This window comes from Eubacterium sp. AM05-23, assembly GCF_003477535.1.
Classification (GTDB): Bacteria; Bacillota; Clostridia; order Eubacteriales; family Eubacteriaceae; genus Eubacterium; species Eubacterium maltosivorans.
In genome coordinates this window covers 18,955-32,909 of sequence record NZ_QUDF01000015.1, presented here as the reverse complement: position 1 = coordinate 32,909, position 13,955 = coordinate 18,955, and the positions used below count along the sequence as shown (strand labels likewise).

The following is a 13,955-nucleotide window of genomic DNA, read 5'->3' as shown; positions in this document are numbered from 1 at the left end:
CACATCCTTTCCTATTGCTGCGGCGGATAAATGATAAAATCAATGCCCAGGCTGTCGTCCTTTAAATAATGATGGATTTCCTCATCGTATTTATCACCGGCTGCTTTGTAAAATCCTTTGTCCTCGTACATGGTTTTTACAAATGCATTGGCCTGGTTCAGCAGCTCGGTGTTGCCCTTTTTAACCGCCATCGCAGACTGGCTGTATTCTTCAATGCCCCAGTAAATTTGAGTGGTATCCGGATAAGCATAGTGATTACTAATGATTGTATTTGCTCCCACCATCACATCAGCCGTTCCGTTATTTATCTCCATCAATCCGCTGGCCACATCTGTAATTTCTTCAACTGGTACGCCATAGCTCTGGGGAACTGATACGGAGATCGTCCCCGCCAGCCCAACATACCTGGCGTCCTTGATGGAAAAGAAGTCTTCTGGTTTCATCTCATCTGTAATATTGTTCTGTCTTGCAAAATCCTTGCGCACCAGTGCCAGAGTGCGGCCATACAGATAAGGCTCTGAAAAATCAACCACTTCTTTGCGCTCCTCATTGACAGTCATATCGCAGATGACAATATCCGCTTCTCCGGTTTCCAATGCTGGAATAAGCATGGAAAAATCTGTATTGACAATCTCGACCTCACGTCCGATGTAATCGCCGAAGGCGTTGGCGATATCCACTTCTATCCCCTTGGGATTACCCTTTTCGTCCATTTCTGTAAAAGGTGGAAACTTCAGATCCATGGCGACCTTAAGCGGGGCTTCTCCCCCCTGATCTCCGCCTCCCCGACCGAAACAGCCGGCCAAAACCAAACCCGCAATCAAAACGCACACAAATAATCCTGTTATTTTTTTCATTGTCTACTCCTTACTTTTTTTCTTTAACACGCTAGCGCTCATACCGCCTCAATGTCCATACCACTGCAGTTTTTAACTTCCATAAGCACTTTTCCAATATCACCATCGATACAGACAGACTGCTTTGCGATATCCTGAGGACAGACAGCCTCGCCTAAATTGATACAGGCGTAGGACGCTTTTGGGTTTGCTGCAGCCATCCGCCAAAATGGATACTTAATGATCACTGGCGTATTACCACCAACCCCCAGTTCTAAAAATAAGAGCTTCATGTTTTTATGGCGCCGGATAAAATCCTCATATCGGCTGTGAGCCGCGTACCAGCCCTTATCCTGGACAAATGTGTTATCGCAGCGGAGATTCATCATTATTGGCGCGCCGCACACAGGACAGCGTGGCACAAGCCAGGATGGAACCCTGCGGTTCCTCTGCTCGGCAACCATTTTCTTAACTGCGGCCTCGTTGTCCCAGGTTTTATCACAACAGGGTTTTGAACACTGCCATAGGCCATAGTCCCCCTGGGTATAAAACAGCCTTTTCTTATCAAAGCCTGACAGTTGGAACTGATGATCCACATTGGTTGTAATCACAAAATAATCTCTGTGCCCAACAAGCTTAAGAAGAGTTTCATAAGGCCCGCGATCATGTTCTTCATAGCGATTATGGTAAATATACCGGCTCCAGTATCCCCAATGTTCTTCGGGTGTATCGTAAGGATAAAACCCTGCTGAATACATATCCGGAAAATGATAAGCCTTTATAAAATCCGGGAAAAGCTTTTCAAAGCGCTCCCCTGAATAGGCTATCCCCGCAGAGGCCGACAAACCGGCTCCTGCGCCGATCAGCACAGCGTCCGCTGTTTCAATGGCGTTTCTCAGCCAGCAGATTTTTCGCGCTTCGTCATTTTCTTTTCTCATCCTATTGCTAAAAAACAATATGCTCACCTCGTTTCATGTTTTATAATTATTCATTTTCGCTGATTTCTTTTCATGCCTATATCATAAAACAAGACTGTGCTACTGTGAAGAAGGCACAATATTGTGGGGTAGTTTCCAAATGGTAACCATTGGGAATTTATGGGTGTTCCATCTTTAAGTTTTCCTTAAGATTTATTTTAAAAGACCAATTAAAAAAGACTTTTCATGATCCTGTTCCAATCATGAAAAGCCTTTTTACAAAATAGTTTGTCCATTCTCATAATGTGTCAAAAATCCGGATGATTTCTTTTGTTATCTCGTTCACAAGCTCGAGCTGCTCAGGAGTTAAGTCTTTTGTCGAAACGACACTGTCATTCAGCGCCGTCTTTTTTCCAAGGAGCGTCTCTACATCGACCATTCCTGCTACGGCTCCGCTGTATTTTTCAATGGCGCGTCTGGCACAGCACCTGCTGCAGCCATCCACCGATATGGTTGGATGGTTTTGAGCAAAGGCCCGCTCCTGCTCGCCACCTGCAATGAACAACGGCAGGCACAAGGTGCTGACCTTTCCAGGTCTCAGTTCCTCCATCATTTTGCGGACTGCCAAACGTGAAAGGGTTCCGCCCAGACATTCCTCGCCGCTGCACGCAATTATTCCAATATTCTGTTCACCCATCGCCTGTTATCCCTCCAATTCTGCTTTCGCTTCTTCTGCCATAACTTCGGCCAGCTCACCAGCAAACCTCCAGCCGTCCTCTGTCAGACGGGTTCCGGTGCCGTGTTCCTCTCCCCGATGCGATTTCATAAAATCAACTACACGGTGCTTATTACAGATGTTTCCTCCAGCAGCTTCTACACTTTTCTGCGCACAGCATTTAGCGCAGCCGTCAATGGTAATACAGGGCTGTCCCTCTATCTTCGAAACCACCTCATCATCGCCAGTAACAATATGGGCCAGACACAGGCTTTCTGTTTCCTCTGGCAGCAATTCACGAGTTACCTTTAAGGCCGCTTCACGGGCAATCAGCCCAAGCACCTTTCCGATCCCGCTGCATGGAATAACCTTTATTCTAGAGTTCAATTTCCTCCACCTTCCTTTTCATGATTTCATAATACGCCTCATCACGGATAAGCATTTCGGCGTCCTCATCCCAGTGAGTCAGTCTTATTTCTGCAATCCATCCTCCTTCATAGGGGCTTTCGTTGACGATTTCAGGGGCTTGCTCCAGTTTTGTATTAATGGCTGTAACCACACCGCTGACCGGTGAAACCAGCTCGAAAATTGATTTTCCAGACTCCACTGATCCCACATCGTCAAACTGTTCAAGCTTCCTCCCAACCTCTGGAAAATCCACGAACAAAATATCGGACAGGTTCTGCTGAATAAAATCCGTCACGCCCACCCGGGCGATCCCGTTTTTAACAAGCGCCCAGCAATCATTCTCATTAAAGTAATAATAGTTTTCAGGCACTTTAAAAATAAACTTTCCTTTAGAAAACTTCTTGTAATGGACCAGACCCGGCATTTCAAAGGACGAGGCCTTACCCTCGTCAGGCTTTTCCTCAAAGTCCTTGATAAGTGTATTTATAAAAATCTCAACGGATTCATCCATTTCCAGATAGTCTGTTAACGAGAAGCCTCTTTCCCTTGCGCTCTCGCTCACGTTGATTCGTTCCGCCACTCTTAAATGCCCTTCGGCGGCCAGCTTACTGGCACATTTCGTATTACAGCCGTCGATGACCAGCAGGGGCTTTTCAGCCAGCGCCTTCTGGTAACGTTTTTCTGCGGCGTGGTACAGCACCGGGCATATCAGCTCATGGTCGCCATCCTCCAAAAGCTTGAGGGCCACCTCGCGGGTCAGTAAGCCGGCAAATTTGTCCAGCCCATTACAGGGAAGCACACAAAAATCTTTTTTCATGATTCTTTGTCCTCCCTGCGCATGGCTTTAATGGCCTGAGTTGTCGCTGCTTTATCCGGAAATGTGATGGCGCCAAGTCCACAGGTCTTTCCGCAGGCGCGGCAAAAAACAACGCAATTATCCGGATTTTTTACCGCCAGCTGATGCGCGCTGCCCACCTGCTTTTCAAATACCTGGTGCGGGCAGAAATCCATGCAATCCATACAGTCGTTACATTTGCCGTAGTCAATGCGGGGTGACCAATCAATCCGGTTTCGTTCCACTCCCATAAATGTTGTATCACTCATCCTTAAACCTCCAGTCTCACGGCATCCAGAGCTTTTTCAACCTTTTCAAATGCCTGCTCATTTGTCATATCCCGAATATCCAGCATAAGCACGTCTTTTTCAATATCGAGACCAGCCTCCTTAAAGGCCTCTTTAAACATCTTGCGCTGCATATTCGGCGCGCAGGCGCCAATCACAAGCTTTTGGTGCGTTTTTAAAAAATCTGCCCAAAAACGGTCTCCATCCTCCTCACACAGCTGCGGATGAATGATGGCATACTCTACCGGCAACTCCACACGCACTTGATTAATAAAATCCCAAATATCCATTGCCTGAAATCCCGGACATTTTCCTGTACATACACACATTATAAACCCTGGCAAGTTTTCATTCATATTAGCACCTCTTTATATAATTATTTAATTATATATTTATAATATTACGTTTACCGAAGAAAGTCAAGGTATTTTATTTTGGAAAAACGACCTCTTTTTTATTAATTCACAAAGTCTCTTGTCTTTTAGCCGTTCTTCCTATATAATCATAATATAATAGATCAATTATATCATTATAGAAAAGAGGCTTAATATGGATATTGGAGCGTTATCCGTCAAAATATTAAAAGCAATGGGCCACCCGATCCGTTTGAAAATTGTCAAATTTTTATTGGACAAGCCCCATTGTGTCTGTGAGCTGAAAGAGAACCTTGAGTTCAGCCAGCCCAATCTTTCCCAGCATTTAAAAATATTGAAGGAAGCTGGTATTATTGAGAGCGAAAAGGTTGGTGTCCAGACACACTATCATGTCGCTTTAAAAAGCACCGCCACCTTAATTGCCGCGGCCGAAACCATGAGCCAGGAATATTTGGGCCAGTTTAAATAAATAAAAACGCAGTAGGTACACGTCGCTAAGTACCCGCTGCGTTTTTTATAACCCTTTCATCTATTAAATTCCCGATATACACACCCTGCGTTTCAGCTCATCCGAATAAAACACACAGACTCTTTCCTGGTAGAGCTGTGTGAGAGACGGCTCAGTGAGAATATCCTCCGGCACTCCGCAGTGCAGTCTTCCCTGCCGGTCTAAGAGCGCAACGAACCCACCGGTGTAAAAAACCTGATCGGGATTATGTGTTGTCATGATAATACCAAATCCATTTTCAGCCAGCTTTTTGACAAGGCGCATGGTCTTAATCTGGTTGCCAAAGTCCAGGTGAGCTGTCGGCTCATCCAAAAGGATAAAGTCCGGCTCCTGAACGATGGCTCTGGCAATGGTTACCAGCTGTCTTTCACCACCGCTGATCTGCGTGTAGGGCTTTTCAACAAGATGCTTTATGCCGACCATATCCAGCGCCCGCTCTACCTGCTCATAATCGGTGTCACCCGGGGAACGCATCTTTCCAAGATAGGGAGTGCGCCCCATGACCACAAACTCTCTGACTGTGTACTCGTAGGTGGGAACATGAATCTGTGGCACATAGCCAATTCTCTGAGCTACCTTTTTGGGGGACATTTTATCGACCTCTTCCCCATTCAACCTTATCTTCCCCTCCTGCGGCGTGATCAAATTTCCAATACAATTCAACAATGTCGATTTTCCTGCGCCGTTCGGCCCTAAAATTGACAGTATCTGACCTTTTTCAAGCTCAAAATTCACCTGTTCAAAAATAACACAGCTGTTTAAATATTTAAAACTAAGATTATTGACTTCCAGCTTCATGAGAGGTTCATCCTTTGTTTTTTAAGCAGATAAAAATAGAAGGGCGCACCAATCAGTCCGGTTAAGATGCTCAAGGGCAGCTCGGCGCTTGTGAGTGTTCGGGCGATGGTATCCACCACCAGCAAAAAGATCCCCCCGACCACAAAGGAGACTGGCAGCAGTTTCATATTATCCGGCCCCACCAAAAGCCTGCCGAGATGCGGCACAACCAGTCCAACCCAGCCGATGGTCCCACAGATACAGACAGAGCAGGCTGTCAGCAGTGTCGCGCAGACAATCACGATCATCCTTGTAGTTTTGATGGTGATTCCCAGGCTTTTTGCCTCTGTCTCTCCGAGGGACAGCACGTTAATTCGCCATCGCATGGCCATCAATACCACTGTGGCGATAAGCACCGCGGGACAGATCATCAGAAGGCTGTTTGGCAGCACCTTTGCAATGCTGCCCATCTGCCAGTAGGTGATTTCCGCCAGCTGTGTCTCGGGGTCGGCGATGTACTTAATGATCCCCATAATGGAGTTCATAAGCCCTGTGACAATGATGCCTGCCAGCACCAGCATCATATTGGAGTTATTTTTGATAACTTTGGGAATAGCCGTTGTGATCACGACTGCGATAATGCCGCCGATAAAAGCGCCAACCTGCACACCAAAGGTGCCAACGCTAAAAAGAATGGCGAGGGCCGCCCCAATACAGGCCCCGGAGGATACACCCAGCAGATCCGGCGCCACCAGAGGGTTTTGAAAAACACCTTGATAAACCGCACCGGAAAGAGCCAGAGAGCCGCCGACCAGGACAGCTGCCGCTATACGCGGCAGCCGAAGGGTCATAACCACACTTTCTGTGTTGGCGTCCCAGCTCCCTGAAATCGGAAAAACCCTGGACAGAAGCACCTTAACCACATCTAAAAAGGGTATCCAGTAACGGCCCAAGCACAAAGCCAGAATTCCGGATAAAACCAAAACGAGGATCAGTCCAGCGAAAACAGCATAGTATTTCTGGTTGATTTTCTTTTTAAGTCCCGCTGTATTCATATTCTCTCCCCTTCAAATTTTACTGGTTTACTTTCACATTATAAATGGCGTCAATCTCTTCATCGGCTAAATTGTAATCAAAAAACTTTTTGTAAAAATCCTTAATGTCACTCCGGATATCATAATCTGAAAAGATTTCCGGCTGCTGGATGCTGCCCATCCACTTGAGCATCAGCGGCGTCTCCACACAGGGGGCATCCCAGCGCAGAATCCCTACCGGTGTTTTGTAAACGCGGTGGTTTTTGACCGCGTCGATATTGCTCCAGTCCTGTCCTTCGATTTTATTTTCATACAAATCCTCTGGCATGGTATCGTCAAAATTTGAAAGGTAGATAATCTCAGGGTTCCATTCCATAATCTGCTCCATATTTACCTCTGCCCACTTTTTCTCTAAACCAGCGGCAACATTCCGGCCGCCTGTCAGCTCAAGCAGATAGTTATTAATGTTTTTTGACCCCGCTACGCTCAGTTTCTTATTCTGCAGGTAGAGAACGCTCTTTTGATCTGCCGCGGCAACCTGATCCTTTTTATTGGTAAAATACGTCTCGGTATCATTGTGATAATCGATGAGCTTCTGGGCAAAATCCTCCTTGTCCAGAACCTTTCCCACCAGTGTTAAATCCTTTTTCAGGTTCTCAAGGTTTTCGGCATAGTTTAACATAACAGGCGTAATACCAACCGCTTTCAGCTTTTCGGCCTCGGCCTCCTGGTCATTCCAGATAAACGCCACCTCTGGCGAAAGCTTCATCAGTTCTTCGATATTAATGGAAAAATCCTGGGAGATTTCTCCAGTGGAAATCTCTGCAAATTCCGGCGCAAGTTTGGTCATAAAGCTTTTTTTATACTGGGCCATCGCGCTGGGGTTAATGGACACAATCCTGTCACTTCCCCCGTCAACCGTCCACACAGCCGATGCCCATGGAATCGGGGTGATGGCTACCTTTGTAATCTTTTCCGGCAGCTCTACCTGGTTACCGCCCTCATCGGTTATAATACGCGCCTCGGCTTTGTCGGTACTCTCCGCGGTTTTTCCGCTGCTGGCGCAGCCTCCAAAAATCAAACTGACAGCCAGACACAGGCCTGCTGCTTTTAACCATGTTTTTTTCATTTTAAACTCCTTTATTTTTAATTACATAAAAAACTGTTTTAAATACTGACAGCCTTCTCGGCCGATAATACAGTAATCCCCCTTCATATAACGGTTTCCACTGAGGGCTGGGAAGGGCAAGGGAACCTTAACCGCTGTGTTTTCAGGAAGATACTGAAAATAAAGCGGATCCGCGACAACATAATCCACTTCTCCGGCAAGACCCCACTGGGAAGGAAGCTTTTCGACAATGGCGCACTCAACATAAAATTCATTTTTCAGGGCCGTACTCATCTGCCGGTTCAGCTCATGATCCCCTATCATCACTGCATTTCTCTGCTCCCGCTTAAAAGGCACTGTGTCCTGGGGGCATCTCCGGAACGCAGCGTCTCCTGTTATGCTTTCCAGATATTGATAAGCGGCCCTGACACCGCTCACGCTGACAGGCATCTGATAAAACCACGGCGTACCATACTGTTTTTCCATCCACTTCGCCAGCTCAAGGCCCACTTCTGAGATAACCCAGTTGACACTCGCTTTGGGCGCTTCTCTAAGTTCAGCAAGCTTTCCGCCTCCCAGCCAGCAGACAGCATAGCCCAGTTGGGCAAGCTCACGTACCAGCGCAGCAAACTGCCGCTGGTTTCCAAAAACAAAGGGGGTATACCCCACAAAATTGATTCGCTTTTCGGTGCGCTTACAACGCCGCATCTGCTTTCTTGAAACGTTGGATAGCGCTTGCTGTGTTCCCTCAAGGGCGTCTTGAAAGCCGTTGGTCTGGATGAATATTTTTTCCTTAAGCGAAGGAAAAGAGCTGTCGTCAAGACCCGTCATAACAGTTAGCGGTGTGCCCACAATGAACGCAGACTGCCTGTTTTCTTCCTGCATGACGGCGTCTATGCCCTTCTCGATGCTCTCAGCCGCGCCAAGTGTCACCTGGAGGTCGTTCATTCTTGAATACCAGAAAGGCTGTTCTCTGAAATCATCAATGGACCGTGGACAGGAGGCACAGCCCGCGCCTGTTACCAGACAGGCGCAGATCGAGCGGTCCCCTTCAAAAGCAGTCAGCGCGCCGCTGTAATCTGCTGCCAGAGGCGGCAGCGGACAGAGGCGCTCCTCTTTTCCTTCTTTGTGGTTTTCCTGATCGTGTCCAAATCCCTGAATGATTTCTTCAAGCCGTTCCACAGACTTTTTCTTCCGTTTTTCCATAGGACCCCGTCTGAAAACAGCGACCGGCACATTATAAGGATTATCCGCTTCTGATACCAGCGTCTCAAAATCGGTCTGTATAAGAATATCTGGACAGGAAACATAGAGCACCACCCCCTTTGTCCCTCTGGTCGTAACAAGCTCCTCGAGCATACCGCGGACTCTGTGCGCGCAGCTGCCAAGTGTATACTCTAGCCTGGAGACTGGACAGAGTCTCAGGCGGCTGAGGGCTTCTTTCTCCATTGCCCTGAAATAAAGAATTCGGAGACAGGCCGGCGGCCCCACTGCCAGAACGCGCACACCTTCAGTTTGGAAAAGAAGTCTGGACAGCGCTTCATCTCCCATTCCTGGCTGTGCTTTCTCAACCGTTGCTGTGCTCATGATGGTTCTCCTTCTCAAACTGATAGAGTATTTCACCCAGACTGTCCATCTCTGCATCAGAAAGGGGTTTCGGGAGTGTCCCGGCCTCCTGACGGGCTATGGCTCTGGCCAGTGCCATAAAACTTTTTTGCAGTGCTTCACCTTCGTCCTGCTCAAAAACAGTTGTCTTCTGATAGTCGGCAAGCCGAAGCGTATCACTTTGGCTGACAGAGGCCGCAATCAGGCTGCCTGTCAGCTCACCAAAGCGCTCGACAGCCCGATGGTCTGTACCAGGCCTGGCCCGGTTATGGATCAGTCCGCCAAGCAGGGGCTGTGCCCGGGCAGAATACCGCACAATGCTCATCATGATATTATTGGCGGCGTAAAGCGACATCAGCTCAGAGGAGGTGACAATATACACCTGATCCACACACTTTTTTCTCATAGGCATTGAAAATCCACCGCAGACCACATCGCCTAAAACATCATAGAGGATTAAATCCCAGCTCTCTTCAAATATTCCCAGCTTTTCAAGGGTCTCCATGGTAGTAGAGATCCCCATTCCCGCACAGCCAATGCCTGCCTCCGGTCCTCCAGCCTCTACACATGCCACCCCCGTCTCTCCCATAAACAGGATATCCTGTACCGTCACCTGTTCTCCTTTTTCATTCAGCTTTTGAATGACTGTGGGAATCCGCTTTCTCATCAGGCACCGGGTTGAATCCGACTTAGGATCACAGCCGATGTGAAGCACCCTTTTCCCCATTTTTGCGAAAGCGGCGGAAACATTGGCCGCAATGGTCGACTTTCCAATACCGCCCTTTCCATAAAACGCGATTCTCTTACTGCTCTTTTCCATAATTTCTCCCATAAAAAAAAACTCTTCTGACCGATTCATCAGAAGAGTTCCTCAACATAAGCAACACCCTCTCCTAATGATCCGTTAGGTTAGGTATAGACAAGAAATGTTGAAATATCCTGACTTGGGTTCATTGCCAGCTGTAACAACTTCCCAGAGAATGCTCTCCAGTGTTGATAAAACTTACAGCGGCTCCCCCTTACAGTGGCGGCACCGTACCGGATTCTCACCGGTTTTCATGCAACAAGTCTTCTATGTAATTTTGCTATATTATATCACGATATCTGATAATTCACAACCACTGCAATTAACTCAATTTTTGATTGCCAGCTATCGAATTTTTTGATAGTATAATTAAAACAAAAGAAAGGAATAGTATAAATATGATCTCTATGCAAAACATGAAATACATTGTCGAGATCGCAAAGCACCACTCGATCTCCGCTGCCGCCAAGTCTCTTTTTGTCTCACAGTCAACGCTTTCAACAGCGGTGCGTGAGGTGGAGCAGCAGCTTGGCATCTCAATTTTCAGACGAAATAACCGTGGCATTGAGGTCACCTTTGAGGGACAAGACTTTCTAAACCACGCCAAGGATATTGTGGAGCAGAGCGAATATCTTGAAAGGCGGTACAAGCACCGAAAAACCCTGCCCATGCGTTTTTCTGTTTCCACTCAACGCCTTCCCTTCTCGGTCATGTCCTTCATACAGATTGTCGAGGACCTTGAACTCAGGCATTATGACATCGCCATCCGCGAGTGCCCAACCCATGAGGTCATACACGATGTGGCGTCCAGGCGCAGTGAGCTTGGTATTTTATGTATTAACGAGCACTATCTCAACACCATGCAGAAGCTCCTTGATTCCAGTAATTTAACCTTCTGTGAGCTGGGGCAGCTCACCATTTATGTTTTCCTGCGGAAAAAGCACCCCCTGAGCGGAAACACCTCCCTGACGCTGGATATGCTCAGAGAATACCCCTTCGTAACCTATGACCAGGGCGAGGACAACATGCTGCATTTTTCTGAGGAAATCTTGTTTAATGAAATCTGGGATAAAAACATTCACGTCATTGACCGATGCTCCAAAATCGCCCTTGTCCGCGGCACAAACTGCTTCAGCATCGGCCCTGACCTGACCAACAGCGATGCTGACCGTATGCATTCCAACATGAGTGAAGTAAGGGCTGTCCGTCTTTTAGACAACGACCAGCGGCTCCACGCCGGATATATTCTCAGAAACGAGCACAGCTTAAGCGCCATCGGCGAGAAATATATTAAGGTCCTGACCGAAAAGATAAAATCCTTTGAAAAATGGGACTGAGAAAGTAAAAAAAGCCGTATTCACAATGATACGGCTTTTGTAACATTTTTTGACCCGGCGTTGTTTTTATGAAACACGACGGGCAATTACGGCTAAACGGCCATCGTTCAGTCCGACATTAAAGATACAGGTGGACAGTGTAAGGATCTCATCACCTGGCTGTACATTTACATCGGTCGCGACAATGCTCTGGTTTTTTATGTTTTGGTAATAGGCCAGAAAACTTTCATCGTCGGCAAATTCCAGCTGTCTGTAATCATAGTCCTGCTCAACCACCAGCACGGCAAAGATCTCCCAAACGCCGTCACCGCCCAGTTCTAGCGGTCTTCTGTAAACAATTTTATTGTGCTCTGTAATAAAATTTGGGTCTTTATAGTAATAAAGCAAATCGTCAAACATGACATGCACGCCGCTGCGCATGGTGCTATGCCCATAAATCAGCGAATTCTGGCTTCTGGGCTGCCACTTGTAATTCATATCTAAAAAGGGAACGCCTCTTTCATCCGACTCGCCGTTGAATGAGGTATACAAATATTTATCATTATCGGTTGTCTGTACTACAGGGGTATCGATATTTGTCCCTTCAATACTCAGCCAGCCAACGGTTTCCGGGTTTACCTCACGCAATGCCGCCCAGTCGATGCTGTTATCCTCGCGGTTTATGACCTGCATTTTAAGAATCGGTGTGTTGTTTGGAAAGAACTCTTTATAAAGCATCCACCCTGCCGCCCCTAAAAGGGCGAGAATGATCAAAATGATGACAATGTCACCAACGACACGCACAGCGCTTCTTTTTTTCTTCACTTTCTTTTTTGTCATATTTATGTTTTATATCCTTCGGGCCTGCTGTCCTTGCGCATTTGTATTTTAGTCAACTCGATTTTATAAAACCCAAAGGCTTCATACCTCCTTTTATGGTTATTCATTATATCAAATCTTTCTAAATTGATAAAGACTTAAATGATAACAAAAAGGATTTTGTGCTTGTCTTAAAAAAGAATAAAGCTGAAATACGTCAGGGTTTCCGGGCCATGGGTATAACGCAGGCCAGTTTTGATCACAATATCCATTACAATAATCCCATACCCCTCCACTGAGGGAAAGAGCTTATCTGGATACCGGCAAGGCTCGTGTGGGTAGGTGCACGCGTCACAGACCAGACACCCTTCTGTCGACAATACGAGACTGTTCGGCCGATGTGTCCGAAACTGCTGAGCTACTCTGGCCGTGACTGCCTCGTGTCTGATACGGGCATCCTGCCAGCCCCTTGCGTTATAGCGCCCTTTCAAATCCGCGACGGTAGAAAAAATCAGCACATTTTTATAGGAGAGACATTTCAGCACACAGCTTTCATAGCTTCCCACAGCCGGAGGGCACGCCCATGTCGCGTCAAATTGTCCGCAGCTGTTGTGTTGACACAAAGTCCGCGTCTGGTCTGAAAAAAGCAGCTGATCGGTCGTTGAAAAAGCGCATTCATTCACACCCATTTCCTGCGGTGATGGGTGCATAAACACACTCGGATGATTCATGATTTTTTCATTCGTATTAAATGCTGTTCTCAAATTATCCATTGTTACCTCAAATCTAAAACGGCTTTACACACTGATGCGATTCTCTGCCGTAGCACAATCCCCAGTCTCCGGCGTCTCTTTGCAGTGAGCACTGCAGAAATGACAGAGTGCGTCCGGATTGCGTAGCTCTCTGGCCTTTTGAGGACAGTAATACTGATCAAACTGCTGCTCCAGAAACTGTCCGTCAAAGTGGCTTCCTACAGGGTGGAGAGGTTTTTCTTCGATAAAAGCCAAATAAGTGCACGCGAGCTTGACCATGCTTCTCTGCAGCTCTCCTCCAAGGGCATAATCTTCCAGGTATTGGTCAATCAGGCGTTCAAAGGCATGTAACCGTTTTTCACTGATGCTTTTTATGGCGCAGTTTTCCAGAGCCTCTGTCTTCAGGCTGATCAGCGCTGTTACATTGTAAATGGTATTGAGCATAGTCTGGTGTGCCAGCGTCCCCGGCTTATACTTAATCTTCTGTACCTCCTCGCGCTGCTGCATCAAAACCTCCAGATCAAACATTTCGGCTTCCTCTTGAAGCTGGAGGACTAAATCATATTTTGTCATTTTTTTCCTTTCCCGCTCCTTTGTCCACAAAAAAACCTTCTCTGATTCAGAGAAGGTAAAAAGACACGAGACTGCTTGTGGTTTGTCCTATTACTCTAAATCGGAGCTTTAAGAACCTGCTTCTGAGTCGGTCTTCTGGCTCTGCAATATCATCCTTCTCCCTTCCCGCCCACAGGCAGTGGTTATTTGAGAGGCATTTTGCATTACAGCTGCGATTACAGCAAGGGAGTCACACCCTTTTCCCATTACACAGAACAGTTTCACAATTAAATTTTCTTTATCATAT

At 46.9% G+C, this 13,955-nt stretch carries 17 protein-coding genes and 2 riboswitches; of the genes, 2 read left to right on the top strand and 15 right to left on the bottom strand.

Features of this window, described 5'->3' with window-relative positions; genetic code table 11:
• Positions 1–11: 11 nt before the first annotated feature.
• The 7 genes from DW091_RS17305 to DW091_RS17275 all read right to left on the bottom strand — a co-directional run bounded on the left by DW091_RS17305 (position 12) and on the right by DW091_RS17275 (position 4,354).
• Positions 12–857, bottom strand: a complete 846-nt coding sequence (locus tag DW091_RS17305; protein ID WP_118518800.1) for a transporter substrate-binding domain-containing protein — start codon at positions 855–857, stop codon at positions 12–14.
• Positions 858–895: 38 nt separating this feature from the next.
• Positions 896–1,774 (bottom strand): Sir2 silent information regulator family NAD-dependent deacetylase, encoded by an 879-nt coding sequence (locus DW091_RS17300; protein ID WP_118518799.1) that lies wholly within the window; start codon positions 1,772–1,774, stop codon positions 896–898.
• Between the two features lie 277 nt (positions 1,775–2,051).
• Entirely contained in the window at positions 2,052–2,450 is a 399-nt protein-coding gene (locus DW091_RS17295) for a putative zinc-binding protein (protein WP_096919489.1), read from the bottom strand.
• A gap of 6 nt (positions 2,451–2,456) precedes the next feature.
• Positions 2,457–2,855 (bottom strand): putative zinc-binding protein, encoded by a 399-nt coding sequence (locus tag DW091_RS17290; RefSeq protein ID WP_058694884.1) that lies wholly within the window; start codon positions 2,853–2,855, stop codon positions 2,457–2,459.
• Positions 2,845–3,693: a glycine cleavage system protein GcvH gene (gene gcvH / locus DW091_RS17285; RefSeq protein ID WP_118518798.1), complete on the bottom strand. Its 849-nt coding sequence runs from the start codon at positions 3,691–3,693 to the stop codon at positions 2,845–2,847. The genes DW091_RS17290 and gcvH overlap by 11 nt, the downstream gene beginning before the upstream one ends.
• Positions 3,690–3,980: a ferredoxin family protein gene (locus DW091_RS17280; protein WP_118518797.1), complete on the bottom strand. Its 291-nt coding sequence runs from the start codon at positions 3,978–3,980 to the stop codon at positions 3,690–3,692. Before DW091_RS17280 ends, gcvH begins: the two co-directional genes overlap by 4 nt.
• A gap of 2 nt (positions 3,981–3,982) precedes the next feature.
• The gene (locus DW091_RS17275) at positions 3,983–4,354 is read right to left on the bottom strand and encodes a hypothetical protein (RefSeq protein ID WP_074616039.1); all 372 of its coding nucleotides are present in this window, start codon (positions 4,352–4,354) and stop codon (positions 3,983–3,985) included.
• A gap of 193 nt (positions 4,355–4,547) precedes the next feature.
• Between DW091_RS17275 and DW091_RS17270 the strand changes: the two genes are divergently transcribed.
• Positions 4,548–4,841: a metalloregulator ArsR/SmtB family transcription factor gene (locus tag DW091_RS17270; protein WP_058694887.1), complete on the top strand. Its 294-nt coding sequence runs from the start codon at positions 4,548–4,550 to the stop codon at positions 4,839–4,841.
• A gap of 63 nt (positions 4,842–4,904) precedes the next feature.
• Here DW091_RS17270 and DW091_RS17265 read toward each other — a convergent pair whose 3' ends face one another.
• From DW091_RS17265 to DW091_RS17245, 5 genes are read right to left on the bottom strand one after another with little or no spacing between them, the layout of a single operon-like run.
• Positions 4,905–5,678 (bottom strand): ABC transporter ATP-binding protein, encoded by a 774-nt coding sequence (locus tag DW091_RS17265; protein ID WP_118518796.1) that lies wholly within the window; start codon positions 5,676–5,678, stop codon positions 4,905–4,907.
• Positions 5,675–6,712, bottom strand: coding sequence for an iron ABC transporter permease (locus DW091_RS17260; RefSeq protein ID WP_118518795.1), 1,038 nt, complete (start codon positions 6,710–6,712; stop codon positions 5,675–5,677). The genes DW091_RS17265 and DW091_RS17260 overlap by 4 nt, the downstream gene beginning before the upstream one ends.
• Positions 6,713–6,731: 19 nt before the next feature.
• Positions 6,732–7,820, bottom strand: a complete 1,089-nt coding sequence (locus tag DW091_RS17255) for an ABC transporter substrate-binding protein (protein ID WP_118518794.1) — start codon at positions 7,818–7,820, stop codon at positions 6,732–6,734.
• A gap of 21 nt (positions 7,821–7,841) precedes the next feature.
• Positions 7,842–9,386, bottom strand: a complete 1,545-nt coding sequence (locus tag DW091_RS17250; protein WP_158577931.1) for a nitrogenase component 1 — start codon at positions 9,384–9,386, stop codon at positions 7,842–7,844.
• Positions 9,367–10,224, bottom strand: a complete 858-nt coding sequence (locus tag DW091_RS17245; RefSeq protein WP_224168837.1) for a nitrogenase iron protein NifH — start codon at positions 10,222–10,224, stop codon at positions 9,367–9,369. Before DW091_RS17245 ends, DW091_RS17250 begins: the two co-directional genes overlap by 20 nt.
• A gap of 93 nt (positions 10,225–10,317) precedes the next feature.
• A riboswitch (cobalamin riboswitch) is annotated at positions 10,318–10,495 on the bottom strand.
• 121 nt (positions 10,496–10,616) lie between these two features.
• On the opposite strand from DW091_RS17245, the gene DW091_RS17240 reads away from it, so the two are divergent.
• On the top strand, positions 10,617–11,546 hold the full coding sequence (locus tag DW091_RS17240; protein WP_224168836.1) for a LysR family transcriptional regulator: 930 nt from the start codon (positions 10,617–10,619) through the stop codon (positions 11,544–11,546).
• A gap of 66 nt (positions 11,547–11,612) precedes the next feature.
• On the opposite strand, the gene DW091_RS17235 is transcribed toward DW091_RS17240, so the two are convergent.
• The 3 genes from DW091_RS17235 to DW091_RS17225 form a co-directional block, all read right to left on the bottom strand.
• Positions 11,613–12,365 (bottom strand): class B sortase, encoded by a 753-nt coding sequence (locus tag DW091_RS17235; protein WP_118518792.1) that lies wholly within the window; start codon positions 12,363–12,365, stop codon positions 11,613–11,615.
• 170 nt (positions 12,366–12,535) lie between these two features.
• The gene (locus DW091_RS17230; protein WP_083336986.1) at positions 12,536–13,117 is read right to left on the bottom strand and encodes a DUF2284 domain-containing protein; all 582 of its coding nucleotides are present in this window, start codon (positions 13,115–13,117) and stop codon (positions 12,536–12,538) included.
• Positions 13,118–13,141: 24 nt separating this feature from the next.
• Entirely contained in the window at positions 13,142–13,669 is a 528-nt protein-coding gene (locus DW091_RS17225) for a DUF2115 family protein (RefSeq protein WP_147365304.1), read from the bottom strand.
• A gap of 107 nt (positions 13,670–13,776) precedes the next feature.
• Positions 13,777–13,950: riboswitch (cobalamin riboswitch) on the bottom strand.
• Positions 13,951–13,955 lie beyond the last annotated feature (5 nt).